This is a genomic window from Clostridium cellulovorans 743B (assembly GCF_000145275.1).
Taxonomy (GTDB): Bacteria; Bacillota; Clostridia; order Clostridiales; family Clostridiaceae; genus Clostridium_K; species Clostridium_K cellulovorans.
This window is the reverse complement of record NC_014393.1, coordinates 2,041,103-2,058,914: the sequence shown is the minus strand read 5'-3', so window position 1 is coordinate 2,058,914 and position 17,812 is coordinate 2,041,103. Positions and strand designations below refer to the sequence as shown.

General features: G+C 29.6%; 18 protein-coding genes. 4 read left to right on the top strand and 14 right to left on the bottom strand.

The window, feature by feature from the left end; translation table 11 throughout:
* Nucleotides 1-29 precede the first annotated feature (29 nt).
* Complete coding sequence (locus CLOCEL_RS08445; RefSeq protein ID WP_013291688.1) at nucleotides 30-500, top strand: DUF4883 family protein; 471 nt, start codon at nucleotides 30-32, stop codon at nucleotides 498-500.
* Nucleotides 501-575: 75 nt separating this feature from the next.
* On the opposite strand, the gene folK is transcribed toward CLOCEL_RS08445, so the two are convergent.
* From folK to CLOCEL_RS08430, 3 genes are read right to left on the bottom strand one after another with little or no spacing between them, the layout of a single operon-like run.
* Nucleotides 576-1,397 carry a 2-amino-4-hydroxy-6-hydroxymethyldihydropteridine diphosphokinase gene (gene folK, locus CLOCEL_RS08440; RefSeq protein WP_010077365.1) on the bottom strand — a complete coding sequence of 274 codons (822 nt, stop codon included), beginning with the start codon at nucleotides 1,395-1,397 and terminating at the stop codon, nucleotides 576-578.
* Nucleotides 1,385-2,206, bottom strand: coding sequence for a dihydropteroate synthase (gene folP, locus CLOCEL_RS08435; protein WP_010077366.1), 822 nt, complete (start codon nucleotides 2,204-2,206; stop codon nucleotides 1,385-1,387). The genes folK and folP overlap by 13 nt, the downstream gene beginning before the upstream one ends.
* A gap of 18 nt (nucleotides 2,207-2,224) precedes the next feature.
* Nucleotides 2,225-2,704, bottom strand: coding sequence for an HD domain-containing protein (locus CLOCEL_RS08430; protein WP_010077367.1), 480 nt, complete (start codon nucleotides 2,702-2,704; stop codon nucleotides 2,225-2,227).
* A 189-nt stretch (nucleotides 2,705-2,893) separates the two neighbouring features.
* On the opposite strand from CLOCEL_RS08430, the gene CLOCEL_RS08425 reads away from it, so the two are divergent.
* Complete coding sequence (locus tag CLOCEL_RS08425; RefSeq protein ID WP_010077368.1) at nucleotides 2,894-3,721, top strand: phosphatase; 828 nt, start codon at nucleotides 2,894-2,896, stop codon at nucleotides 3,719-3,721.
* Between the two features lie 218 nt (nucleotides 3,722-3,939).
* Here CLOCEL_RS08425 and CLOCEL_RS08420 read toward each other — a convergent pair whose 3' ends face one another.
* From CLOCEL_RS08420 to hprK, 5 genes are all read right to left on the bottom strand, one after another.
* Nucleotides 3,940-4,164 (bottom strand): hypothetical protein, encoded by a 225-nt coding sequence (locus tag CLOCEL_RS08420; RefSeq protein ID WP_010077369.1) that lies wholly within the window; start codon nucleotides 4,162-4,164, stop codon nucleotides 3,940-3,942.
* 376 nt (nucleotides 4,165-4,540) lie between these two features.
* Nucleotides 4,541-5,953 carry an aminopeptidase gene (locus CLOCEL_RS08415; RefSeq protein WP_010077370.1) on the bottom strand — a complete coding sequence of 471 codons (1,413 nt, stop codon included), beginning with the start codon at nucleotides 5,951-5,953 and terminating at the stop codon, nucleotides 4,541-4,543.
* Nucleotides 5,954-6,016: 63 nt separating this feature from the next.
* Nucleotides 6,017-6,946: a magnesium transporter CorA family protein gene (locus CLOCEL_RS08410; protein WP_010077371.1), complete on the bottom strand. Its 930-nt coding sequence runs from the start codon at nucleotides 6,944-6,946 to the stop codon at nucleotides 6,017-6,019.
* 63 nt (nucleotides 6,947-7,009) lie between these two features.
* Nucleotides 7,010-7,564, bottom strand: a complete 555-nt coding sequence (locus tag CLOCEL_RS08405) for a 5-formyltetrahydrofolate cyclo-ligase (protein WP_010077372.1) — start codon at nucleotides 7,562-7,564, stop codon at nucleotides 7,010-7,012.
* Between the two features lie 6 nt (nucleotides 7,565-7,570).
* Nucleotides 7,571-8,473: an HPr(Ser) kinase/phosphatase gene (gene hprK, locus CLOCEL_RS08400; protein ID WP_010077373.1), complete on the bottom strand. Its 903-nt coding sequence runs from the start codon at nucleotides 8,471-8,473 to the stop codon at nucleotides 7,571-7,573.
* A 299-nt stretch (nucleotides 8,474-8,772) separates the two neighbouring features.
* Between hprK and CLOCEL_RS08395 the strand changes: the two genes are divergently transcribed.
* Entirely contained in the window at nucleotides 8,773-8,970 is a 198-nt protein-coding gene (locus CLOCEL_RS08395; protein WP_010077374.1) for an aspartyl-phosphate phosphatase Spo0E family protein, read from the top strand.
* A 320-nt stretch (nucleotides 8,971-9,290) separates the two neighbouring features.
* Here the strand turns inward: CLOCEL_RS08395 and CLOCEL_RS08390 are convergent, their stop codons facing one another.
* The gene (locus tag CLOCEL_RS08390) at nucleotides 9,291-9,674 is read right to left on the bottom strand and encodes a hypothetical protein (RefSeq protein WP_010077375.1); all 384 of its coding nucleotides are present in this window, start codon (nucleotides 9,672-9,674) and stop codon (nucleotides 9,291-9,293) included.
* Between the two features lie 167 nt (nucleotides 9,675-9,841).
* Between CLOCEL_RS08390 and rocF the strand changes: the two genes are divergently transcribed.
* Nucleotides 9,842-10,744, top strand: coding sequence for an arginase (rocF, locus tag CLOCEL_RS08385; RefSeq protein WP_010077376.1), 903 nt, complete (start codon nucleotides 9,842-9,844; stop codon nucleotides 10,742-10,744).
* 161 nt (nucleotides 10,745-10,905) lie between these two features.
* Here rocF and CLOCEL_RS08380 read toward each other — a convergent pair whose 3' ends face one another.
* The 5 genes from CLOCEL_RS08380 to CLOCEL_RS08360 all read right to left on the bottom strand — a co-directional run bounded on the left by CLOCEL_RS08380 (nucleotide 10,906) and on the right by CLOCEL_RS08360 (nucleotide 17,812).
* Nucleotides 10,906-11,643, bottom strand: coding sequence for a DUF434 domain-containing protein (locus CLOCEL_RS08380; RefSeq protein WP_010077377.1), 738 nt, complete (start codon nucleotides 11,641-11,643; stop codon nucleotides 10,906-10,908).
* Nucleotides 11,644-12,052: 409 nt separating this feature from the next.
* Complete coding sequence (locus CLOCEL_RS08375; RefSeq protein ID WP_010077378.1) at nucleotides 12,053-13,237, bottom strand: FprA family A-type flavoprotein; 1,185 nt, start codon at nucleotides 13,235-13,237, stop codon at nucleotides 12,053-12,055.
* 46 nt (nucleotides 13,238-13,283) lie between these two features.
* Nucleotides 13,284-15,575: an RNA polymerase recycling motor HelD gene (helD, locus tag CLOCEL_RS08370; RefSeq protein ID WP_010077379.1), complete on the bottom strand. Its 2,292-nt coding sequence runs from the start codon at nucleotides 15,573-15,575 to the stop codon at nucleotides 13,284-13,286.
* A gap of 901 nt (nucleotides 15,576-16,476) precedes the next feature.
* Nucleotides 16,477-16,995 carry an ECF transporter S component family protein gene (locus CLOCEL_RS08365; RefSeq protein WP_010077380.1) on the bottom strand — a complete coding sequence of 173 codons (519 nt, stop codon included), beginning with the start codon at nucleotides 16,993-16,995 and terminating at the stop codon, nucleotides 16,477-16,479.
* A gap of 163 nt (nucleotides 16,996-17,158) precedes the next feature.
* A complete protein-coding gene (locus tag CLOCEL_RS08360) occupies nucleotides 17,159-17,812 on the bottom strand; it encodes a V-type ATP synthase subunit D (RefSeq protein ID WP_010077381.1) in 654 nt (217 codons plus the stop codon).

Genomic DNA, 17,812 nt, shown 5'->3' with positions numbered 1-17,812 from the left:
TCATATTTTAATTATGGAAGGATGGTGAAATGATGAAGTTTAAAAGGTTATTATCCTTATGTCTCTGCCTTATGCTAGTTCTGACAGGGTGTAAAAACACCGTTGTAGATGATAAAAAACCTTCATGTAATTATTACACTAATTTATTTATACAGAACATGAATACTAATAAAATCAAATCTATTTCTGTTTATGAAACCAATTACAGCAAAGACAAAGTTTTAAATACGGAACTTTATTACATAATTAAAAATCTCTTTGATAGCCTGAAAAAAGAAAACTTTCTAGACGAGCCAATGTATACTCCAGAAAATCCTGTTTACAGATACTATATTACTTTCTCAAACGATAAAACATTTGTTATTGATGTATATAATGAAAATTACTTAACCCTGTATCCTTGGGACGGAAAATACCAAAAAGATTTTATAGATATTTCTAATGCTCCAAAATCTTATAATTTGCACGGATTATCAAAATATCTCTTCCCAAGGTTGTAACTGATCTTAGCTGACATATTTTTAAGATTACTTTTAAAAAGGTTCGACTAACTTATTTTTAGTCAAACCTTTTTTTTATTTTAATTCAGGTAATTTAGAACTTAAATCAATTATATATTCTTTTAGAATTGGATGTACATAATATGGTGCTATATCACTTAATGGCTTTAGTACAAATTGTCTTTGGTGCATTCTTGGATGAGGCAAAATAACCTCTTCATCATCGCTTATGAAATCATCATAAAATATTATATCTAAATCCAAGGTTCTAGGTCCCCACTTTATTGTTCTTTCTCTCTTTAATTCTTTTTCTATAGTAAGAAGTAACCCCATAAGTTCCTTTGGATATAATAAAGTTTTTATCTCAAAAGCACAATTTAAAAATTCTTCTTGATCTGTATATCCCCAAGGTTCAGTATTATAGAACTTAGATATTTTTTCTACTTGAATAGTATCTCTAGAATCCAAAAGTTCAATAGCTTTTTTTATATTTCCCATTTTGTCTCCAATGTTTGAACCTGCAGATATAAAAGTTCTATGCCACTCTCTTTCAATTTCCACAGCTGCATAATCTAATGGCTTTCCAATAGGTGCCCAAGGTTTCTTTAGCATTAACTTAACTCTCTTGATATCTTTAAATGTAGTTAATATAAACTTACAAGTCTCCTCCGCCGCTTTTTCTATCAAGTCATATGTATTCTCCTTAAAAAATTTATCAACCTGATCACACACAATGCCATAATGAACAGATTTCGTTAGGTCATCTGTATTTCCTGCTTCCCGCATATCTAAATATAATTCCATAGATAAAATAAACTTTTGCCCCAAAGTTTTTTCTTCTTTAAACACGCCGTGGTTAGCATATATTTCTAAATCTTTTATGATTATCTTATCCATTTATTCTCCTTAATAATAGCATTTGTCATTTTTGCTGCTCTAAAATTTTCTTTTATATCATGAACTCTTACAAAATCGCATCCTTTCATTATACCAATTACAGTAGTTGCGACAGTTCCTTCTACTCTTTCATCAGTAGGTAACTCTAAAGTAGTACCTATTACCGATTTCCTAGATGTGGCCAATAATATAGGATAACCCAAAGATTTTAGTTCATCCACCCTATTAATTGCCTCTAAATTTTGTTTATAATCCTTAGCAAAACCAATACCAGGATCTAAAATTATATTTTCCTTTTTAACTCCCGCATTTAAAGCTATATTGATGCTCTCTACAAGGTCTTTTTTCATATCTTCTATCAAATCCTCGTAGATATTGTTCTCTCTATTATGCATTAAGCAAGAAGCTACATCATATTTAGCTGCTACAGATGCCATATTCTTATCTTTTTTAAATCCCCACACATCATTTATTAATGTAGCCCCAGCCTTAACCGCAGCTTCTGCTACTTCTGATTTATATGTATCTATCGAAATCACAACATCGGTTTCCTTTGATAAAGCTTCTATAACAGGAATAACTCTCCTTAATTCTTCTTCTATATCAACAAAAGCACTGCCAGGCCTTGTTGATTCACCACCGATATCAATTATATCAGCACCTTCATCAATCATTCTTTTTGCTTGCTCTATTGCTAAATCCACTTGATTAAATTTTCCTCCATCAGAAAACGAATCTGGAGTTACATTCAAAATCCCCATTATGTATGTTTTTTCACCTAGTATAAACTCCCTTTTTCCAATCTTCAAAGAGTATCCCACCTTTTATTAATATATTATGCAAAGATTTTTCTTTTCCTTTGTCCAATTGCAAAGTTCTATAGCACTACAATTATAACAACTTCTAGACTTTTTATCAGCAATATATATTATTTCCTCCAAAGAAAACCTCTCATTACTGCTGTTTCTATGATTTTTAATACATGAAAGTATTTTCTCCTTCTCAGCTTCAGAAAATCCAATGTTCTTAAGGATTATATCTGCAAGTTCTACACTTGCAATATCATGTGGAATATTAGCTTCATATTGCTTATATCGTCCAATATCATGAAGTAATGCTACTGCATAAATTATTTCCTTTTTGTAATCTAGATTATTTTCTAAGACTATTATATAAGCAATTCTTGCTACATCAAGAAAATGTTCTAAATTATGTTTGCAAAAAATTCTATTTTCTTCATAGGTGTTATTTCTTTTTAGCGCTTCTTTATATAAAGAGTTTTCTAATATTTCATTAACTACCTCCATATTACAACCTCCTTTCAGCTTAACAGTACCATTAAACTATTATAAATTATTATAATAATTTTATAAACCTGTAAATTCGCTAATATTTATTATAAAACTATGTTGAATATATTTGTTCTTATAGTTATACTTTATATAAAAACATATTGATAGTTATACTTTATATAAAACATATTACAGGAGGAAATAATGATTAAAGGCGATTTTCATATTCACAGCACAGCGTCAGATGGCACCTTATCACCTACAGAAATTGTTACTTTAGCAAAAAACAATGGAGTAGATGTTATAGCCTTAACTGATCATGACAATACAAAAGGAGTTGAAGAAGCTATCTTAGCAGGATTAACTCATAATATAAAGGTTATACCTGGTGTAGAACTCTCTACCCTTTTTAATAATGAAACTATTCACATATTAGGATTCTTTAAAGATGACCAATATAAAAACCCAAAGTTACAAGCATTTTTTGACTCCATAGAGAATAGTAGAATTAGTCGTGCAGAAAAAATTATTTCTAACCTAAAAAAACATTTTGATGTATCTATAGAATATGAAAAGGCAGCAAAAAAAGCTAATGGAGTTATAGCAAGACCACATCTAGCCAAAACAATTATTGATGCTGGATATCCTTATACTTATGATGAAATATTCGATACAATGTTATCTAATAATAGCCCTGCCTATATTCCAGCAATAGAACTTTCAACAGATGAAGGTATAAAAATTTTAAAATCTTTTGGTGCAAAAGTAATTTTAGCACACCCTGTACTCATAAGAAAAAATTCTATTGAGGAACTAATTAAACTTAATTTCGATGGTATAGAAGCTAGATATATTCAAAACAATTCTGAAGCTACTAAAAAGCTACTGAAAATAGCTAAGAAGAATAATCTTTTAGTTACTGCAGGTTCAGACTTCCACACAGAAGACCCTATTGATACACGTCATGGAACAATAGGCTCATGTCCTTTATCTGATACGGAATTACAGATATTCTTAGATAGTTTAGAATAATTCTAAAAATACCAATGCTTATACTTCTTAAAGTAAAATAATCCACTATTAATATCACTTGGCAAATATAATACTGTATAATATTTTTTAATTAAAAATTTTCAAGGTAAAATTATGTGAATCTAAAAAAACAGGGTTACTCAAAGAGTACCCTGTTTATATATGTACTTTATATTATTATCACTGATAGATACTACAATTAAATATAATCAATATTTTCAAGTTTCATCATCATCTTTCTCATCTACTACTTGCAAACTATCAATTAATTTTCTTATTATAAGATAAAGAAAAGCAATTATCCCTCCAGCTAAAAATACAAAAACACTTCTAACTGCTAAACAATTCGCTTTAGTAAGTATATAAGCAAATCCTAGAAGATATAAACCAATTGTTATCACAATAATCATTGGTATTATAATAGGAAACAAAGCCTTTTTCATATTCTTCCCAGCTTTCTTTTGTATTATTAAAATTGAAACATATAAATTATATTTAAACTATCTAATTTTTTCTGTAAAATCTATATTGATGTTTCATAAATTCACCAGCTAACAAATATAATTTAAAATTTTTTTCTTTTTAAATCGTATACATAAAATACTTCTATAGTGACTATATCATGTTGTAATTATTTTGTAAATATATTTGTATCTATCCATTTATAATATAGACTCTGAACTTAATAGAAATCTATTTAAAAACCTAAATTTATTAAAATTATTTTTCTTAAATATATTAAACGCATTAAAAATTGCCTATAGATGATGAAATTAACCATCTATAAGCAATTAACTTTTAACAAACAACTATTCTTTTCTAAGCTTCTATTAAGAACGCTTCGTAACATCTTGCAGTTTCATAAATATCTGCTTTACTAGCAACTTCAAAAGGCGCATGCATATTCTGAAGTGCCACACCACAATCGATAACTTCCATTCCATATTCTGCTGTAATGTACGCTATAGTTCCACCACCACCTTGGTCAACTTTACCAAGTTCAGCAGTCTGCCAAGAAACATTATGCATTTCCATTATCCTTCTAATTTCAGCCATAAATTCTGCATTAGCATCATTGCAACCAGATTTACCTCTTGAACCAGTGTACTTTGCAAAAACTACACCTTTTCCAAAATAAGCACAATTTCTTTTTTCCATTACTGCCGGGAAATTTGGATCAAAAGCAGCAGTCACATCCGATGAAAGCATTTTTGAGTTAGCTAAAGTTCTTCTTAATTTCATTTCACTATATTGTCCAGCAACATCCATCACTTCTGCTAAGGAATTCTCAAAAAATTTCGAATGTGCTCCAGTCGCTCCAACACTTCCTATTTCTTCTTTATCAACTAATAAAGTAGCAATTGTCTTCTTTGGATTTTTAACCTCTAACATAGCCATGAACGACGTATAGGAACAAATCCTATCATCATGACCATATGCCATAACTAAACTTCTATCAAAGCCTAAATCTCTTGCTTTCCCTGCTGGAACCACTTCAATTTCTGCAGATACAAAATCTTCTTCTGTAATATCATATTTCTCATTTAAAAGTTTTAATACGTTTAGTTTCACTTTACTCTTTTCATCTTTATCCTTTATAGGAATACTTCCTACTAAAAGATTTAAGTTTTCACCTTCAATTCCCTTTGCTAAAGTTTTAGTCATTTGATCTGCAGATAGATGTATTAATAAATCAGAAATACAGAAAACTGGATCATTATCATCTTCTCCTATTACTATATTGACTACAGTTCCATCTTTTTTGACTACCACTCCATGAATTGCTAGGGGAATAGCAACCCATTGATATTTTTTTATTCCTCCATAATAATGAGTATCAAGCATCGCTAAATCTGAATCCTCATATAATGGATTTTGCTTCAAATCTAATCTTGGTGAATCTATATGTGCTCCTAACATATTTATACCTTCTTCAAAACTTTCAGTTCCAATAGTATATAAAACTAAAGTTTTTCCTTTACTAGAAGCATATATCTTATCACCTGGCTTTATTGGAGTTTTTTCACTAATTATTTTATGTAAATTTTTATATCCTTGAGCTTCTGCAAGATTTATAAACTCAGTAACACATTCTCTTTCCGTTTTACATTTTGACATAAAACTTTTGTATCCCTCGCTAAATGCAAAAACTTTATTTAAATCTTCTTCTGAATATTTTTCCCATGCATTTTCGTATTTTTTTATAAGTTTTGAGCTAATCTCTTCTGTCATTGGTCTTCTCCTTTTATGATGTAATTATATATAATAATACTAGATAACTTTATAATATTCAAATTAAAGCCATCTTTTCTTTTTGAAAAAATATATAAGTATTCCTGAGGAAATTATCATTATTGCAAAAATAATATAAAATGCATAATCATTATCTGCCAGTGGCATATTTTTCACATCCATACCAAAAATACTTGTGATAATACTTACTGGAAAGAAAATTCCTGTAATTAAGCTGAACGCTTTCATAAGTTCATTAGTTTTATTTGCTGTTTCAGCTTCAAAAGCTTCTCTTACTTGCCCTATGTCTGATACTAAACTCTCTAATGCCTGTATTAACTTATCTATCTTACTCTCTAACCCCTCAAAATATTTAGCATTTTCCGTATTTATCACCTTATTATCATTGCTTACAAGCGCATCCCCTATATATCTTAACGGATTAATATATTTCCTTATCTTAAATACAACTCTTCTGAGCCTTATTAATTCATCTATGTGTTTACGTTTCGGTCCCTTGAGAATACTTATTTCTACCCTATCCGTTTCTACCTCAATATTAGATATCACAGTATAGTTATTAACTATTATCCTATCTAAAATATAATAGACTAATATATCACATTTTGCTTCCTTTTTTAAAAGGTAACTGCATTTTATCACTTCATCAATAAAAGTATTGATTAGCAACATATTTTTTTTAGGAATCATAAGCACATTTTCTTTAGTCAAAATCAAATCTAGCTCTAGAGTATTAAGTTGACTTTCCTTATAATCTAAAAGATTTATTGAAATAAAAATAAAGCCATCAAAAAATGTTATTTTCGACGGCTGGAATCCTTGCATTGCCTCTTCGCAATAGCATTGGTCAATTTTAAACTCACGTTTTCTTTCCATAGCTTCTATCTCATTTAATATAATCCAATAAGACCCTCTATGAAAGTCAACATTACTCTCTTCCTTGAAATTATTCTCTATGTCTAATATTCTCATATAACCACCATGCCTAATATTATAGCTATAGTATTGGTTATACAACTTTATAATATACAAACTTTAATTTGTTATAACTTCACGAATTTTTATATCATGCTGCTCACAAGGCACCGTATCTACTATTTGAAAATCATAAGCCAAAGCAACTATATTAGCATTTGCAGAAAGATTAGATAAGAATCTATCATAGAATCCTCCTCCATAACCAAGTCTTCCCCCTTTTCTATCAAAAGCTAGTCCAGGAACAATAGAAAAATCTATTTCTGAAGGATTAATCTGATTTTTAAAATCAACTGGTTCCAGAATTCCTAAGGAGTTTTCTTTAAGTTCCTCTATTGACTTAATTTCAATAGCTACCATACCTTCTTCCAGTGAAATAATCTTAGGTACTGCTATCCTCTTCTTATGATTTATTGCATAATTTATCAAAGCAATAGTATCAACTTCGTCTTTATAACTGACATATGTAAAAATTAACTGAGCCTCTATAAAGCTATCAAAACCCAAAACCTTATCAAATATAGATTGATTATAAGAGGCTCTTTTATCTGCTGATAATTGACTTCTTAAGCCCTTTGCTTTTTTTCTTAATGACTTTTTTTCTTCACTAAGCATTGCTAATTATAATCCTTCTAATCTTTTATTTATTTTATCCACTGGAGTCTCTTTAGAAGTTAAACCATATCTATAATTAGCTGCTGCAGCCTCGATAATAACCGCTATGTTTCTTCCTGGTCTTATAGGCAGTACCATCTTTCTAACAGGGGTATTTAATATCTCATATGTAGTTTCATCATTTCCAAGTCTATCATAATCTCTGCCATCTTTCCACTGCTCTATATATACAATAAGATCTATATTTTTCTCTGAAAGAACAGAACTTAATCCATATAAAGCAGGTATATCGATGATTCCCATCCCTCTAACTTCAAGCATTCCCTCAGTAATGTATGGGCTTCTTCCATATAAAACACCATCAATTTCTTTTATATCAACTGCATCATCTGTAATTAACCTATGTCCTCTTTTAATAAGCTCTAATGCAGCTTCACTCTTTCCTATACCACTTTCCCCAGTTATCAATATTCCCATACCATATATATCTACCAAAACTCCATGAACTCTAGTCTCTGGTGCTAATTTTTTATCTAGATAATTCATTAATTTATTTACAAATCTAGTCGTATTATCCTCTGTCCTAAGAATCCAAATATTGTTAAGCTTTGCAAATTCTAATACATCCTCATGAGTATCCAATCCCCTAGCAAATATCAAACATGGTAAATCATAAGAAAAGAATTTTTTAACTCTTTTATATCTCAATTCTGGAGTTAATGTATCTAAAAAGCTCCACTCAGCATTCCCTATTATTTGAACCCTTTCATTTGCAAAGTAATTATAGAAACCTGATAATTGAAGTCCTGGTCTATTTATATCACTAACAGAAATGCTAACATCCTTTTTCCCCTCAACTATAACTTCTAAAAATAAATCCGATATCATATTTTCAACTTTTACCGCCATCAATATCCCTCACCTTTCTATTCCTTTAAGTATATTATAACAAAAACTTATATTAAAAACATTTATTATTGAATATTAAAAGTTTTAGACTTATTTCAACAGAGACTTTTTAACAAAATAAGGAAAGATGAAGTTTCATGGTTATTTACATATTATGGAAGTAATGGTTTTTTAATGGATTTTGTAATAAATTAGTGTAAAAAAGTGTAATTTGTAATATAAAACCCATTGCACATTTTTTCTGTTTTGGTAAAATATACTTACAGACACAAATAAGGAGATGTAAAGGAGAAATCATTATGAACCTTTATTTATTTTCATTAAGAATTAAGATTACCTATTTGAAGTTTTTATTAAACAATAAGGTGAAGGGTAAATCACCTTTAACTTCAGACAATGTAGTTGCTCTTAGTCAAAAATTAGACAAGCTTATAGTAGACTATCAAAAGACAATGTATACTACATACAAAGAAACTACATTAAAGGAAGCTGCTTAATAAAAACTCGACAAAATCTAAATGTTAAAAGGCATAACCGTATGGGTTATGCCTAATCTTTTAAATGTACCCCAAGATGCCGTCTAACTATTTGTTCAATACCTGCTCAAAACAGGTGGGTTCTTTCCAAATTAGATCTGCCAACTTTCTGTTCATTCTAAAGCTCCGCATTACTAATTACTCTTTCGAAGATCCCGTATATATAATGTAGGTTGAACATTAATAGTGCCTCGAACATTTCAGGAATGTTTATGAGTTTATTATATCATTTTAAATCAAAAAATCAATAAAAAAAATTAAAAACCTTTAACTTCCATATACTATAAATCTAAATCTTCTACAACTTTCTCAATATCAAAGTCATTTTCCTTTGCTTGTATTAAAGCAATAAATTCTGCATAATCTTCTTCATCATTTATACCATATGTAATAAATTGAATTGAGATGTCTTCTTCCTCCATTATTTCTTCAAGAATTTCACCAATATTATCTACTGCTAAGTCATTAAGATATGTTAAATATAATTCTTCTTTTTCTTCATCGCCTTGGCTCTCATCTTCACTATAAGATTTTGCTGCCTTAAGTTCATCGATATCAAAATCATAAAAAAATCTAATAACTTTAACATCATCTCTATACTGTATTTCTTGAACTTCATTTAACCCGTTCTCTTCTAGCGTATTAATTATATTTTCCAATTTCATATTTTTTTCCTCCAATTATTAATATTTTCTTATATTTTGCATTACAAAGGCAATTATACTATATGTAAATCAAATAATGTTAGTATTATTTATTAATTTCTGTCGAATCATAAATATATCAATGGTGATATAATCATTAAGTATTTTTTTAATTCGGAGGTGTTTACTTGGATATTAACATTATTGGCGTACCTTTGTTTTATGGATGCGATAGAAAAGGTGTAGAACTTGCTCCAGACATCATTAGGCATAAAGGAGTTTCTGAGATTATATCAAAGTACAATCATACGGTTTATGATCTAGGAAATATTTATGTACCACAAGTTGATGCTGAGTCAAAATATATTTCTCACAAAAGTATGAAGTATCTTAATGAAGTAATAGAAACAAACAGAAATCTAGCACAAGCTGTGTATTCTTCGCTTTGTGCTAACAGTCTTCCTTTTGTTATAGGCGGAGACCATTCATTAGGCCTTGGTACTATAAGTGGCGCAAGTAAATTTTATAGAAATCTTGCAGTTATATGGATCGATGCTCATGGAGATGTAAACACAGAAGAAACTTCTCCTACTGGTAATATCCATGGAATGCCTTTAGCTGCTTCTATGAATATTGGACATTCTTCTTTAACAGATCTTTTTTATAAAGGTCAAAAAGTTAATCCAAACAACGTCTTTATTTTAGCAGCTAGAGATCTTGATGAAGGCGAAGTAGAATTGATTAAAGAAAGAAAACTTAATGTATACACTATGAAAGATATTAGAACTCGTGGACTAGAGTCTATTGTTAAAGAAATTATGGACAAGATATCTGAAAATAATGCTGATGGAGTTCACCTAAGTTTTGATATTGACTCTATTGATCCTGAACATATTCCGGGAACAGGAACCCCTGTAGAAGATGGTCTTTCTATTGATGAAGCCAAATATATACTAAAAACCTTTGTGCAATCTGAAAAAATATCATCTATTGATATGGTAGAATTTAATTCTGACCTAGATCATGAAGACGCTAGAACGTCTAAAGCTGTACTGGATCTGATTGATCATACCTTCAAAAACTTACATTAGTAAGAAAGTGCCAATTAGCAGCTTAACTATGCGGCACTTTTTTTATAAAATTAACAGCAAATATGCAACTTAAATTCCGCTTACTAAAAACCTTACATGTACGTTTGTATTTTCAACCCGCATAAATTAATTATTTCTTTTACCACCATCAATGATATAAGTTAATCGTTCCTTTTACCACCATCCATCAACGAACTAAAATCAATATATGAATGATTCCCGATTCTTTCTTCTATGATTTTCTTATTTAAATTAATCCAGCTTTTACACTTATCAAGAATAATTGCATCACTAGTTATAACATTATCTAAGGTTTCTAAAACTGCATCAACATTATTGATATTTTCAACTTGCACATCAAAGCTAAAGTTATTCAAGCACTCTAGTATGTGCTGTTTTAACTTTCCTGAATTAGATACTGGAGCATCTAAATAAAAAATAGCTTCTCTTACTTTGTTTTTTTCTAACATTTCTCCAATGAGTGTAATTGCTAATTCCGTCTTATCTATCAGCCTATAGGTTCCTCTAAGTGCTGCTAAATCTCTAATAGTTCCATCCATACATTTTAATAATAATGAATCAGATAAAGCCACCTCTAAAGTGATTATAGTATTAAATCCATCAATATTCACGACGCTATCTTCTAGATTATCTTTAAGCTCTTTATCTCTTCTACTCTTAATACTTTTTCCTGAAGAAATAGCTCTTGCTAAAGCTAACCTTTGCCTCTCAGACAGTAGATAATGATTCCCTACAAAGGTTGATGCTCCTTTTATGTTATATTCTTGATTTAATAAATAATATAAATCACATCCAGCTTTATATAGTATTTGAACTGATTCACTACTAAAATCCTTCTCATCACTAGGGAAATATCCCCTTTTAACAACTTTGCACATAATCTACCACTCTCTTATTCTATTTTGGGATTTGTATTAATTATTTTGTCTTGTCTCTTATTTATTAAAATAATCATTTATGCTTCTTTAATTTCTACGCTTTTTATGCCTTTTTGAGTTAAAATACCATTAATTTTAGCCATCTAATACCACCCTCCCATTGGTTTATAATGTTCTGTTACCTTATAAAATTGTGCATCATTGAATCAATTGCCTTATTTCTTACTTGTGCACCTTTGCCAGTTACTTCTGAATAAATATACAACTTACTTTTTCCTCAAAAGAAGGTCTTCCGTTATAATAAATTATTTAACGAAAGACCTTCTTAATTTAAAAATATAAAATATCAATTTTGTTAAAATTTAATCAAACTTTTCTTATAATATAAGTTTCATTATTTAAAACAGCTCTATTTTTTTAATAAGCTTATAAATTCTTCTATGAATTGATCACCTTCGTTAAATTTAACTTGATCTGGTACAAATTTAAATCTATAGCCTTTTTCTGTAGTCTTAAACTTTAAAGATTTTAATCTTTCTTGCATCATAGCAGTTCCTTCACCGCTCCAACCATAAGAACCAAATGCACCTGCTGCCTTGCCTCTCATCTCAATTGCACAAACGCTGCTTAAGAAGTCCCAAGCTGGTTTAACAGCATCTTGATTTATTGTAGGAGAACCAACTAGGATACCACTTGCTTCCTCTGCTCTTTTAACAAGCTCTGACATATCATATTGTGTAATCTCATAAACTTCGGATTTTATTCCGTTTTCTATTAATTTAGAGCAAAAATGCTTTGCCATTTTTTCTGTATTTCCATAAGCACTTATATAGAAAATCGGAACATTTACTTCTGTTATTTCTTTAACATCAGACCATTTTTTATAGTTTCCTATATATTCTTCAATAGTCTTACTATGAACTGGTCCATGGCTTGGGCATATAAGTTCTTTTTCTATAGATTCTACTTTTTTTATTCCATCTTTTACGAACTTCGTGAAAGGTTTCATTATAACTTCATAATAGTATTTCATTTCTTCATAGAAATCTTCTGCACCAGTTTCTAATACAGAGTTTGTTGGGCAATAATGACAGCCTAAGAAATCACAAGTAAATAATACTTTTTCTTTTTCTGCATAAGTAAACATTGTATCTGGCCAATGAAGATTTGGTGATGGCATAAACTTTAAAGTTGTTTTTCCTAAATTTAATTCTGGATTTTTATTTGCATCTATTGCTTCAAAATCTCTATTAACAATTTCTTTAAGATAATTAATAGCTGCAGTAGTTCCTACAACTTTTGCTTGTGGGAAAAGTTCTAATAATCTAAAAGCTACACCACTATGATCAAGTTCAGTATGTTGAACTATAATATAATCGATATTTCTATCTCCAATAACAGCTTTTATATTTGCTAAACCTTCTTCATAAAACCCTTCTTTAACTGTATCAATAAGAGCTACCTTTTCATCATCTATTAGATATGAATTGTATGTGGTTCCTTTTTTTGTGTTCATTATTATGTCAAAAACTCTAAGTTCTGGGTCCTTAACACCTACCCAATGGATATTCTCTTTTAGATTTATAGTACTCATAATCCTTGCCTCCTATTATTAACTATTATTTATAAGATTTTTTATTTTATTCTTCAACTAGCTTAGATAAATCATCTTTGTAGAATACATACTCATAATGAAGTGCTCTAGTTAATGCTACATATAATAATTTCGAGTCTAATTTATTTACTTTATAGTTTTGTTCATCCAAATCATAAATTATACTAACATCAAACTCTAGGCCCTTTGTCATATTTGCTGGAATTATAAGCTTATCGATATTAAAGGTATTATCTGTATCCTTTACTAAATCCCACGTATGACTACTTGATTTCTTTAATATATCTTTGAGCTTTTTACATTGCGCTTCTGTCTTACATATTATCGCTATCGATTTTTTATTTTCCTTTTGCATCTTTTCCACAATTTCATCAATCTTGGAACCAAAATCTTTGTTATCTTCATACTTAATAACTGTTGGATACTCACCATGTCTAAGTACTGGCATAGATGGTTCTATAGATAAATTTTGTTTCTTTAGAACCCTATTAGCAAAATCTATTATTTCTACAGTTGATCGATAACTCTGTTTTAATGATATGTAAGATGAATTATAAGAGAAAACTTTTGAAATCAAATCTTGCCAATCTTCTATACCTTTATAATAGTATATACCTTGGCCTAAATCCCCTACTATGGTATAGGAATTTCCTGATGAAAACTCTTTAATTACTTCATAAGCAAAGTAACTATAATCTTGAGCTTCATCAATAACAACATGTTTATGAATTAGTTTTTTATCTATTCCATAGATTTTCAGCTTCAAATAAGCCATGGCAATTAAATCATCAGCATCAACTAAATCCTTCTCACTGCTCTTAAGAGTATCTTCTTTTATATGATTATAAAGTTCTTGTGGGATTGAATCCTCTGCAACTTCTTTAAATATCTCTTCGTCAAATAAAAGTTCTCTATAAAGCTTCTTTATATCATCATGTTTCCAACTATTAAAATATTCATCTAAAGTCTTATTGTATCCTTTAATAAGTCTATCCCTTTTCGAATCCCTTTCATCATACAAGGAAGTTAATTCTGCTCTTCTTTGAACTTCATCTTCCACTTCTCTTTTTATCTTAAGAACTTTTAAGTCATAAAACATTTCAAGCTTTTCATAGACTTCCTTAATGCTTTGATTTTTTCTCTTTTTCAAAAATTTCAGTATTTCTTCTTTTCTCTTATCTAAAGATAAATTCCTCATATCCTCTATATACAACTTCTTAATAAAAGATTCTTTAAATAAAACAAAATCCTCAAAGCGTATATCAGTTATGTTTTCTGCATCTTTCTTTTCTATATATCTTACATATCTATCTATTATTCTTTTAAACAATAATGATCCCTTGAATTTGCTACTATTGATAAGCATTTTTTTCTCGGAGTCATCATCACTATCTAAAATTTGGATAAGCTTATGATCCTTTGTTATTATTTTTCCTTTTACTTTTGTTATTTCTTGTGTAATCTCCTCTAGGGTTCTCTGCTTCACTTGATCTACTCCAAGACTTGGCAACACTTCAGAAATATAATCTAAAAACAACTTATTTGGTGCTATAACTAAAACATCTGAACCTTCCATAGTCTTTCTATACTTATAAAGAATATAAGCAAGTCTATGTAATGCTACGGTAGTTTTTCCTGAACCTGCAGACCCTTGAATAATAAGCGGTCCGCTAATGGATGCTCTAATAACGTCATTCTGTTCTTTTTGGATTGTTGCAACTACATCTTTAAGTTTGCTAGATATACTTTCCTCTAAGTTGATCTTTAGGAATTCGTCAACTAAGGAATTTTCCTCAGTAGTTTTTAAAATTATTTCATTTATACCTTCGTCAAAAGCATCGCTCAGTTCGCCTTCTTTGATAAGAAACTTTCTCTTTAAATATAATTCTCCATCAATCCATCCATTCGGAGTTTCATAGGTTACCTCGCCTTGGGTACCACTATAGTAAAGATCTGCTACCGGTGCTCTCCAATCAATAATCAACGGGTCTCCAGTTTCACTTTCAATAATTCCGAACTTTCCAATATACAATTGCTCTTGTTCTTTTCTTTTTTCTCTAAAGTCAATTCGTGCAAAGTAAGGCAAATTTAAAGTTTCTTTATAGTTCAATAAGTTTTTATGTGTTATATCATATAACTTTTGAGCAGTCTCTAAATCTTCATTATACTTACCTTTAGATGCTTTCTTTAGACCTGAAATTTTCTTTTCTAACTCATCATCGGCTTTTGTTTTTATATCTATTTCCGTCATTACCTTACCCTTTGTTTCCATCAAGTAAGCTTTTTCATAATCAAATTCTCTTGTTTCAATAGCCATATTTCCCCTCCATACTGGGAATTAGTTATTTTACATTATATAATAAAAACTTGCAAATATAAAGTCATTTCTTCCTAGATATATCGCTTAAAATAGGCATATATCGAAACTAATAAGGACTAACTCCTATAAACTATACTAGATTTGTATATAAATATCACAGTTACAAAAGCGCATTTGCTTAACTTTTCATTACAAATTATCCTTATCAGCTTTGAATATTCTAAATTATTACATGTTATAATAAATGCTATACAAACTATAATCTACTAAAGCAATAGCAAATATTATCAACTTGTTGTTATAGATACCTACAATCAATATTTAACTTATTAATTAAGTTTATTACTGTAATACGTAGGTCTTCTAATAACAAAAATTTCTATGCATAATATGAGTGGTCATTGAGGGCATCTATATAAGTGTATCATTAATTAAATTATGGAGGCAAATTGATGAGTAGTATTACATATAAACAATTATCCTTAGAAGAATGTGATCGCATAAATGAAATAAACCCCTATCAATTTATTTTTCACTCAGTTTCAGGGATGCATAAGAAATAAATAGGGAACTATGCGAAATTGATATAAAAGATTATCCATTGGAGTTTTCGTTGTAATATTTTTTTATATACTCTGTCTAATTAATAAATAGATTGTGTTAAACATCGTAGGTGAACAATCCTCATAAGTTATATTGGCTTTTCAATAGATCATAAAATTTCAATAATAGAACTTGTATAGTCTATCTAAACACTTATTAATAAATAAAATCTGTTAGTCAGTATAGGTGAATAAGTCTCCTATAACCTTTTCACCCTAACCTAATATTAAGCTAACCAAATAAAAAGTCTACGTTCTTAGAAGCTTTATACTACTAAGAACATAGACTTAGGTTTTTATGCAGAAATCTTTTCTTTATTTAAGGTTGGATCCATATCTTTCCCCATAACTTTTTTCAAAGCTTTAATTATTGGATAAGTTATAGTTCCATCTACAAAATGATGAATTACTGTTCCAATTCCAGTGGTTACAAATGCAACGGTCAATGGGAATCCCAAAGCCATAACAACTAACGCTTCAAGCAAACCGTGTATTGGAGCTAAAATTAATATTATTATTGGATATTTAAATTTCTTTCTTAATAAAACTGCCCCTATCAAACCAACAATTATATGCATAGACGCTCTTGCTGCAATAACTGGATTTGCTATTGATATTAAAAACCCTACTGCAGATCCAATTCCCACACTGATAGCAACTACTGGACCAAAAAACATAGAAATAAATATTGGTACATGTGATGCTAAAGTCATTGAAAATGGTCCTATAACAATTTTAGGCATAACAAGTGGTATTACAATTGAAATGGCTATTAACAAGCCAGTTATCGTCATCTTTTTTACATTGTTTTTCATTAGTTTTTCCTCCTCAAATCACTATTGTATATACAGGAGTATATATTATTCTTTTTTTATTGTAAAGTAGTATTTCTCATTATTGTTTTTCAATTTGTTCCAATTAAATATAAAGACTTATATTAGAAAGATAGAAATGGAAAAAGTAGAGACTATACAACCTCTACTTTTTTGCTATCTGATTACTATTAACTATATCTTTAACCTTCATCAACCTTATAGTTGCTGCTCTTTCATTCTCATCTAGCTTCATCTTTATAAATCTAATGGTTTCTTGTAATTGCGGTATTGTCATATACTCAAGAGCGTTAACTCTTCTTCTAGTTTTTTCAATTTCATCTGCCATCAACTGGCAAGCCTTTTCTATTTCCGCTAAGTGTAAAAGTTTTGGAAGTACATTGTACAATTTAGAAATAGATTCATCTAATTCTGCCGATGTTGTGGCAAAACCATAAGGAAAGATGCTTCCTTCCTCACCGTCTAAGGTTCTTCTAAAATTCATAACAGGTACATTAACGCTCATAATGTTTTTCTTACCAACTTCAACAGTGATATTTTCTTTTGGATATGCTACCGCTTCTTCTAAAAATTCAGAACTCATAACAGCACGAGCCATTACAAAATCTCCAAGGGCACCTTGAAGTTCATCCTCAACAGCTTTTCTGATGCTATTATTTTCTTTAATCATATTTATAAATTGTCTCATTAACTCGTCTTGCTTATCTTTTAACAACTTATGTCCTCTAGTCGCTGTTTGTAATCTCTTCTTTAATCTGCTTAGCTCCATTCTTGTTGGATTCACATTGAGCCTAGCCAT

Bases quoted from the DNA above. Each gene is read 5' to 3' on its own strand.
- CLOCEL_RS08445 (WP_013291688.1), top strand. From the start codon at position 30: ATGATGAAGTTTAAAAGGTTATTATCCTTATGTCTCTGCCTTATGCTA.
- folK (WP_010077365.1), bottom strand. From the start codon at position 1,397: ATGGATAAGATAATCATAAAAGATTTAGAAATATATGCTAACCACGGC.
- CLOCEL_RS08430 (WP_010077367.1), bottom strand. From the start codon at position 2,704: ATGGAGGTAGTTAATGAAATATTAGAAAACTCTTTATATAAAGAAGCG.
- CLOCEL_RS08425 (WP_010077368.1), top strand. From the start codon at position 2,894: ATGATTAAAGGCGATTTTCATATTCACAGCACAGCGTCAGATGGCACC.
- CLOCEL_RS08420 (WP_010077369.1), bottom strand. From the start codon at position 4,164: ATGAAAAAGGCTTTGTTTCCTATTATAATACCAATGATTATTGTGATA.
- CLOCEL_RS08415 (WP_010077370.1), bottom strand. From the start codon at position 5,953: ATGACAGAAGAGATTAGCTCAAAACTTATAAAAAAATACGAAAATGCA.
- CLOCEL_RS08410 (WP_010077371.1), bottom strand. From the start codon at position 6,946: ATGAGAATATTAGACATAGAGAATAATTTCAAGGAAGAGAGTAATGTT.
- CLOCEL_RS08405 (WP_010077372.1), bottom strand. From the start codon at position 7,564: ATGCTTAGTGAAGAAAAAAAGTCATTAAGAAAAAAAGCAAAGGGCTTA.
- hprK (WP_010077373.1), bottom strand. From the start codon at position 8,473: ATGGCGGTAAAAGTTGAAAATATGATATCGGATTTATTTTTAGAAGTT.
- CLOCEL_RS08395 (WP_010077374.1), top strand. From the start codon at position 8,773: ATGAACCTTTATTTATTTTCATTAAGAATTAAGATTACCTATTTGAAG.
- CLOCEL_RS08390 (WP_010077375.1), bottom strand. From the start codon at position 9,674: ATGAAATTGGAAAATATAATTAATACGCTAGAAGAGAACGGGTTAAAT.
- CLOCEL_RS08380 (WP_010077377.1), bottom strand. From the start codon at position 11,643: ATGTGCAAAGTTGTTAAAAGGGGATATTTCCCTAGTGATGAGAAGGAT.
- CLOCEL_RS08375 (WP_010077378.1), bottom strand. From the start codon at position 13,237: ATGAGTACTATAAATCTAAAAGAGAATATCCATTGGGTAGGTGTTAAG.
- helD (WP_010077379.1), bottom strand. From the start codon at position 15,575: ATGGCTATTGAAACAAGAGAATTTGATTATGAAAAAGCTTACTTGATG.
- CLOCEL_RS08365 (WP_010077380.1), bottom strand. From the start codon at position 16,995: ATGAAAAACAATGTAAAAAAGATGACGATAACTGGCTTGTTAATAGCC.
- CLOCEL_RS08360 (WP_010077381.1), bottom strand. From the start codon at position 17,812: ATGGCTAGGCTCAATGTGAATCCAACAAGAATGGAGCTAAGCAGATTA.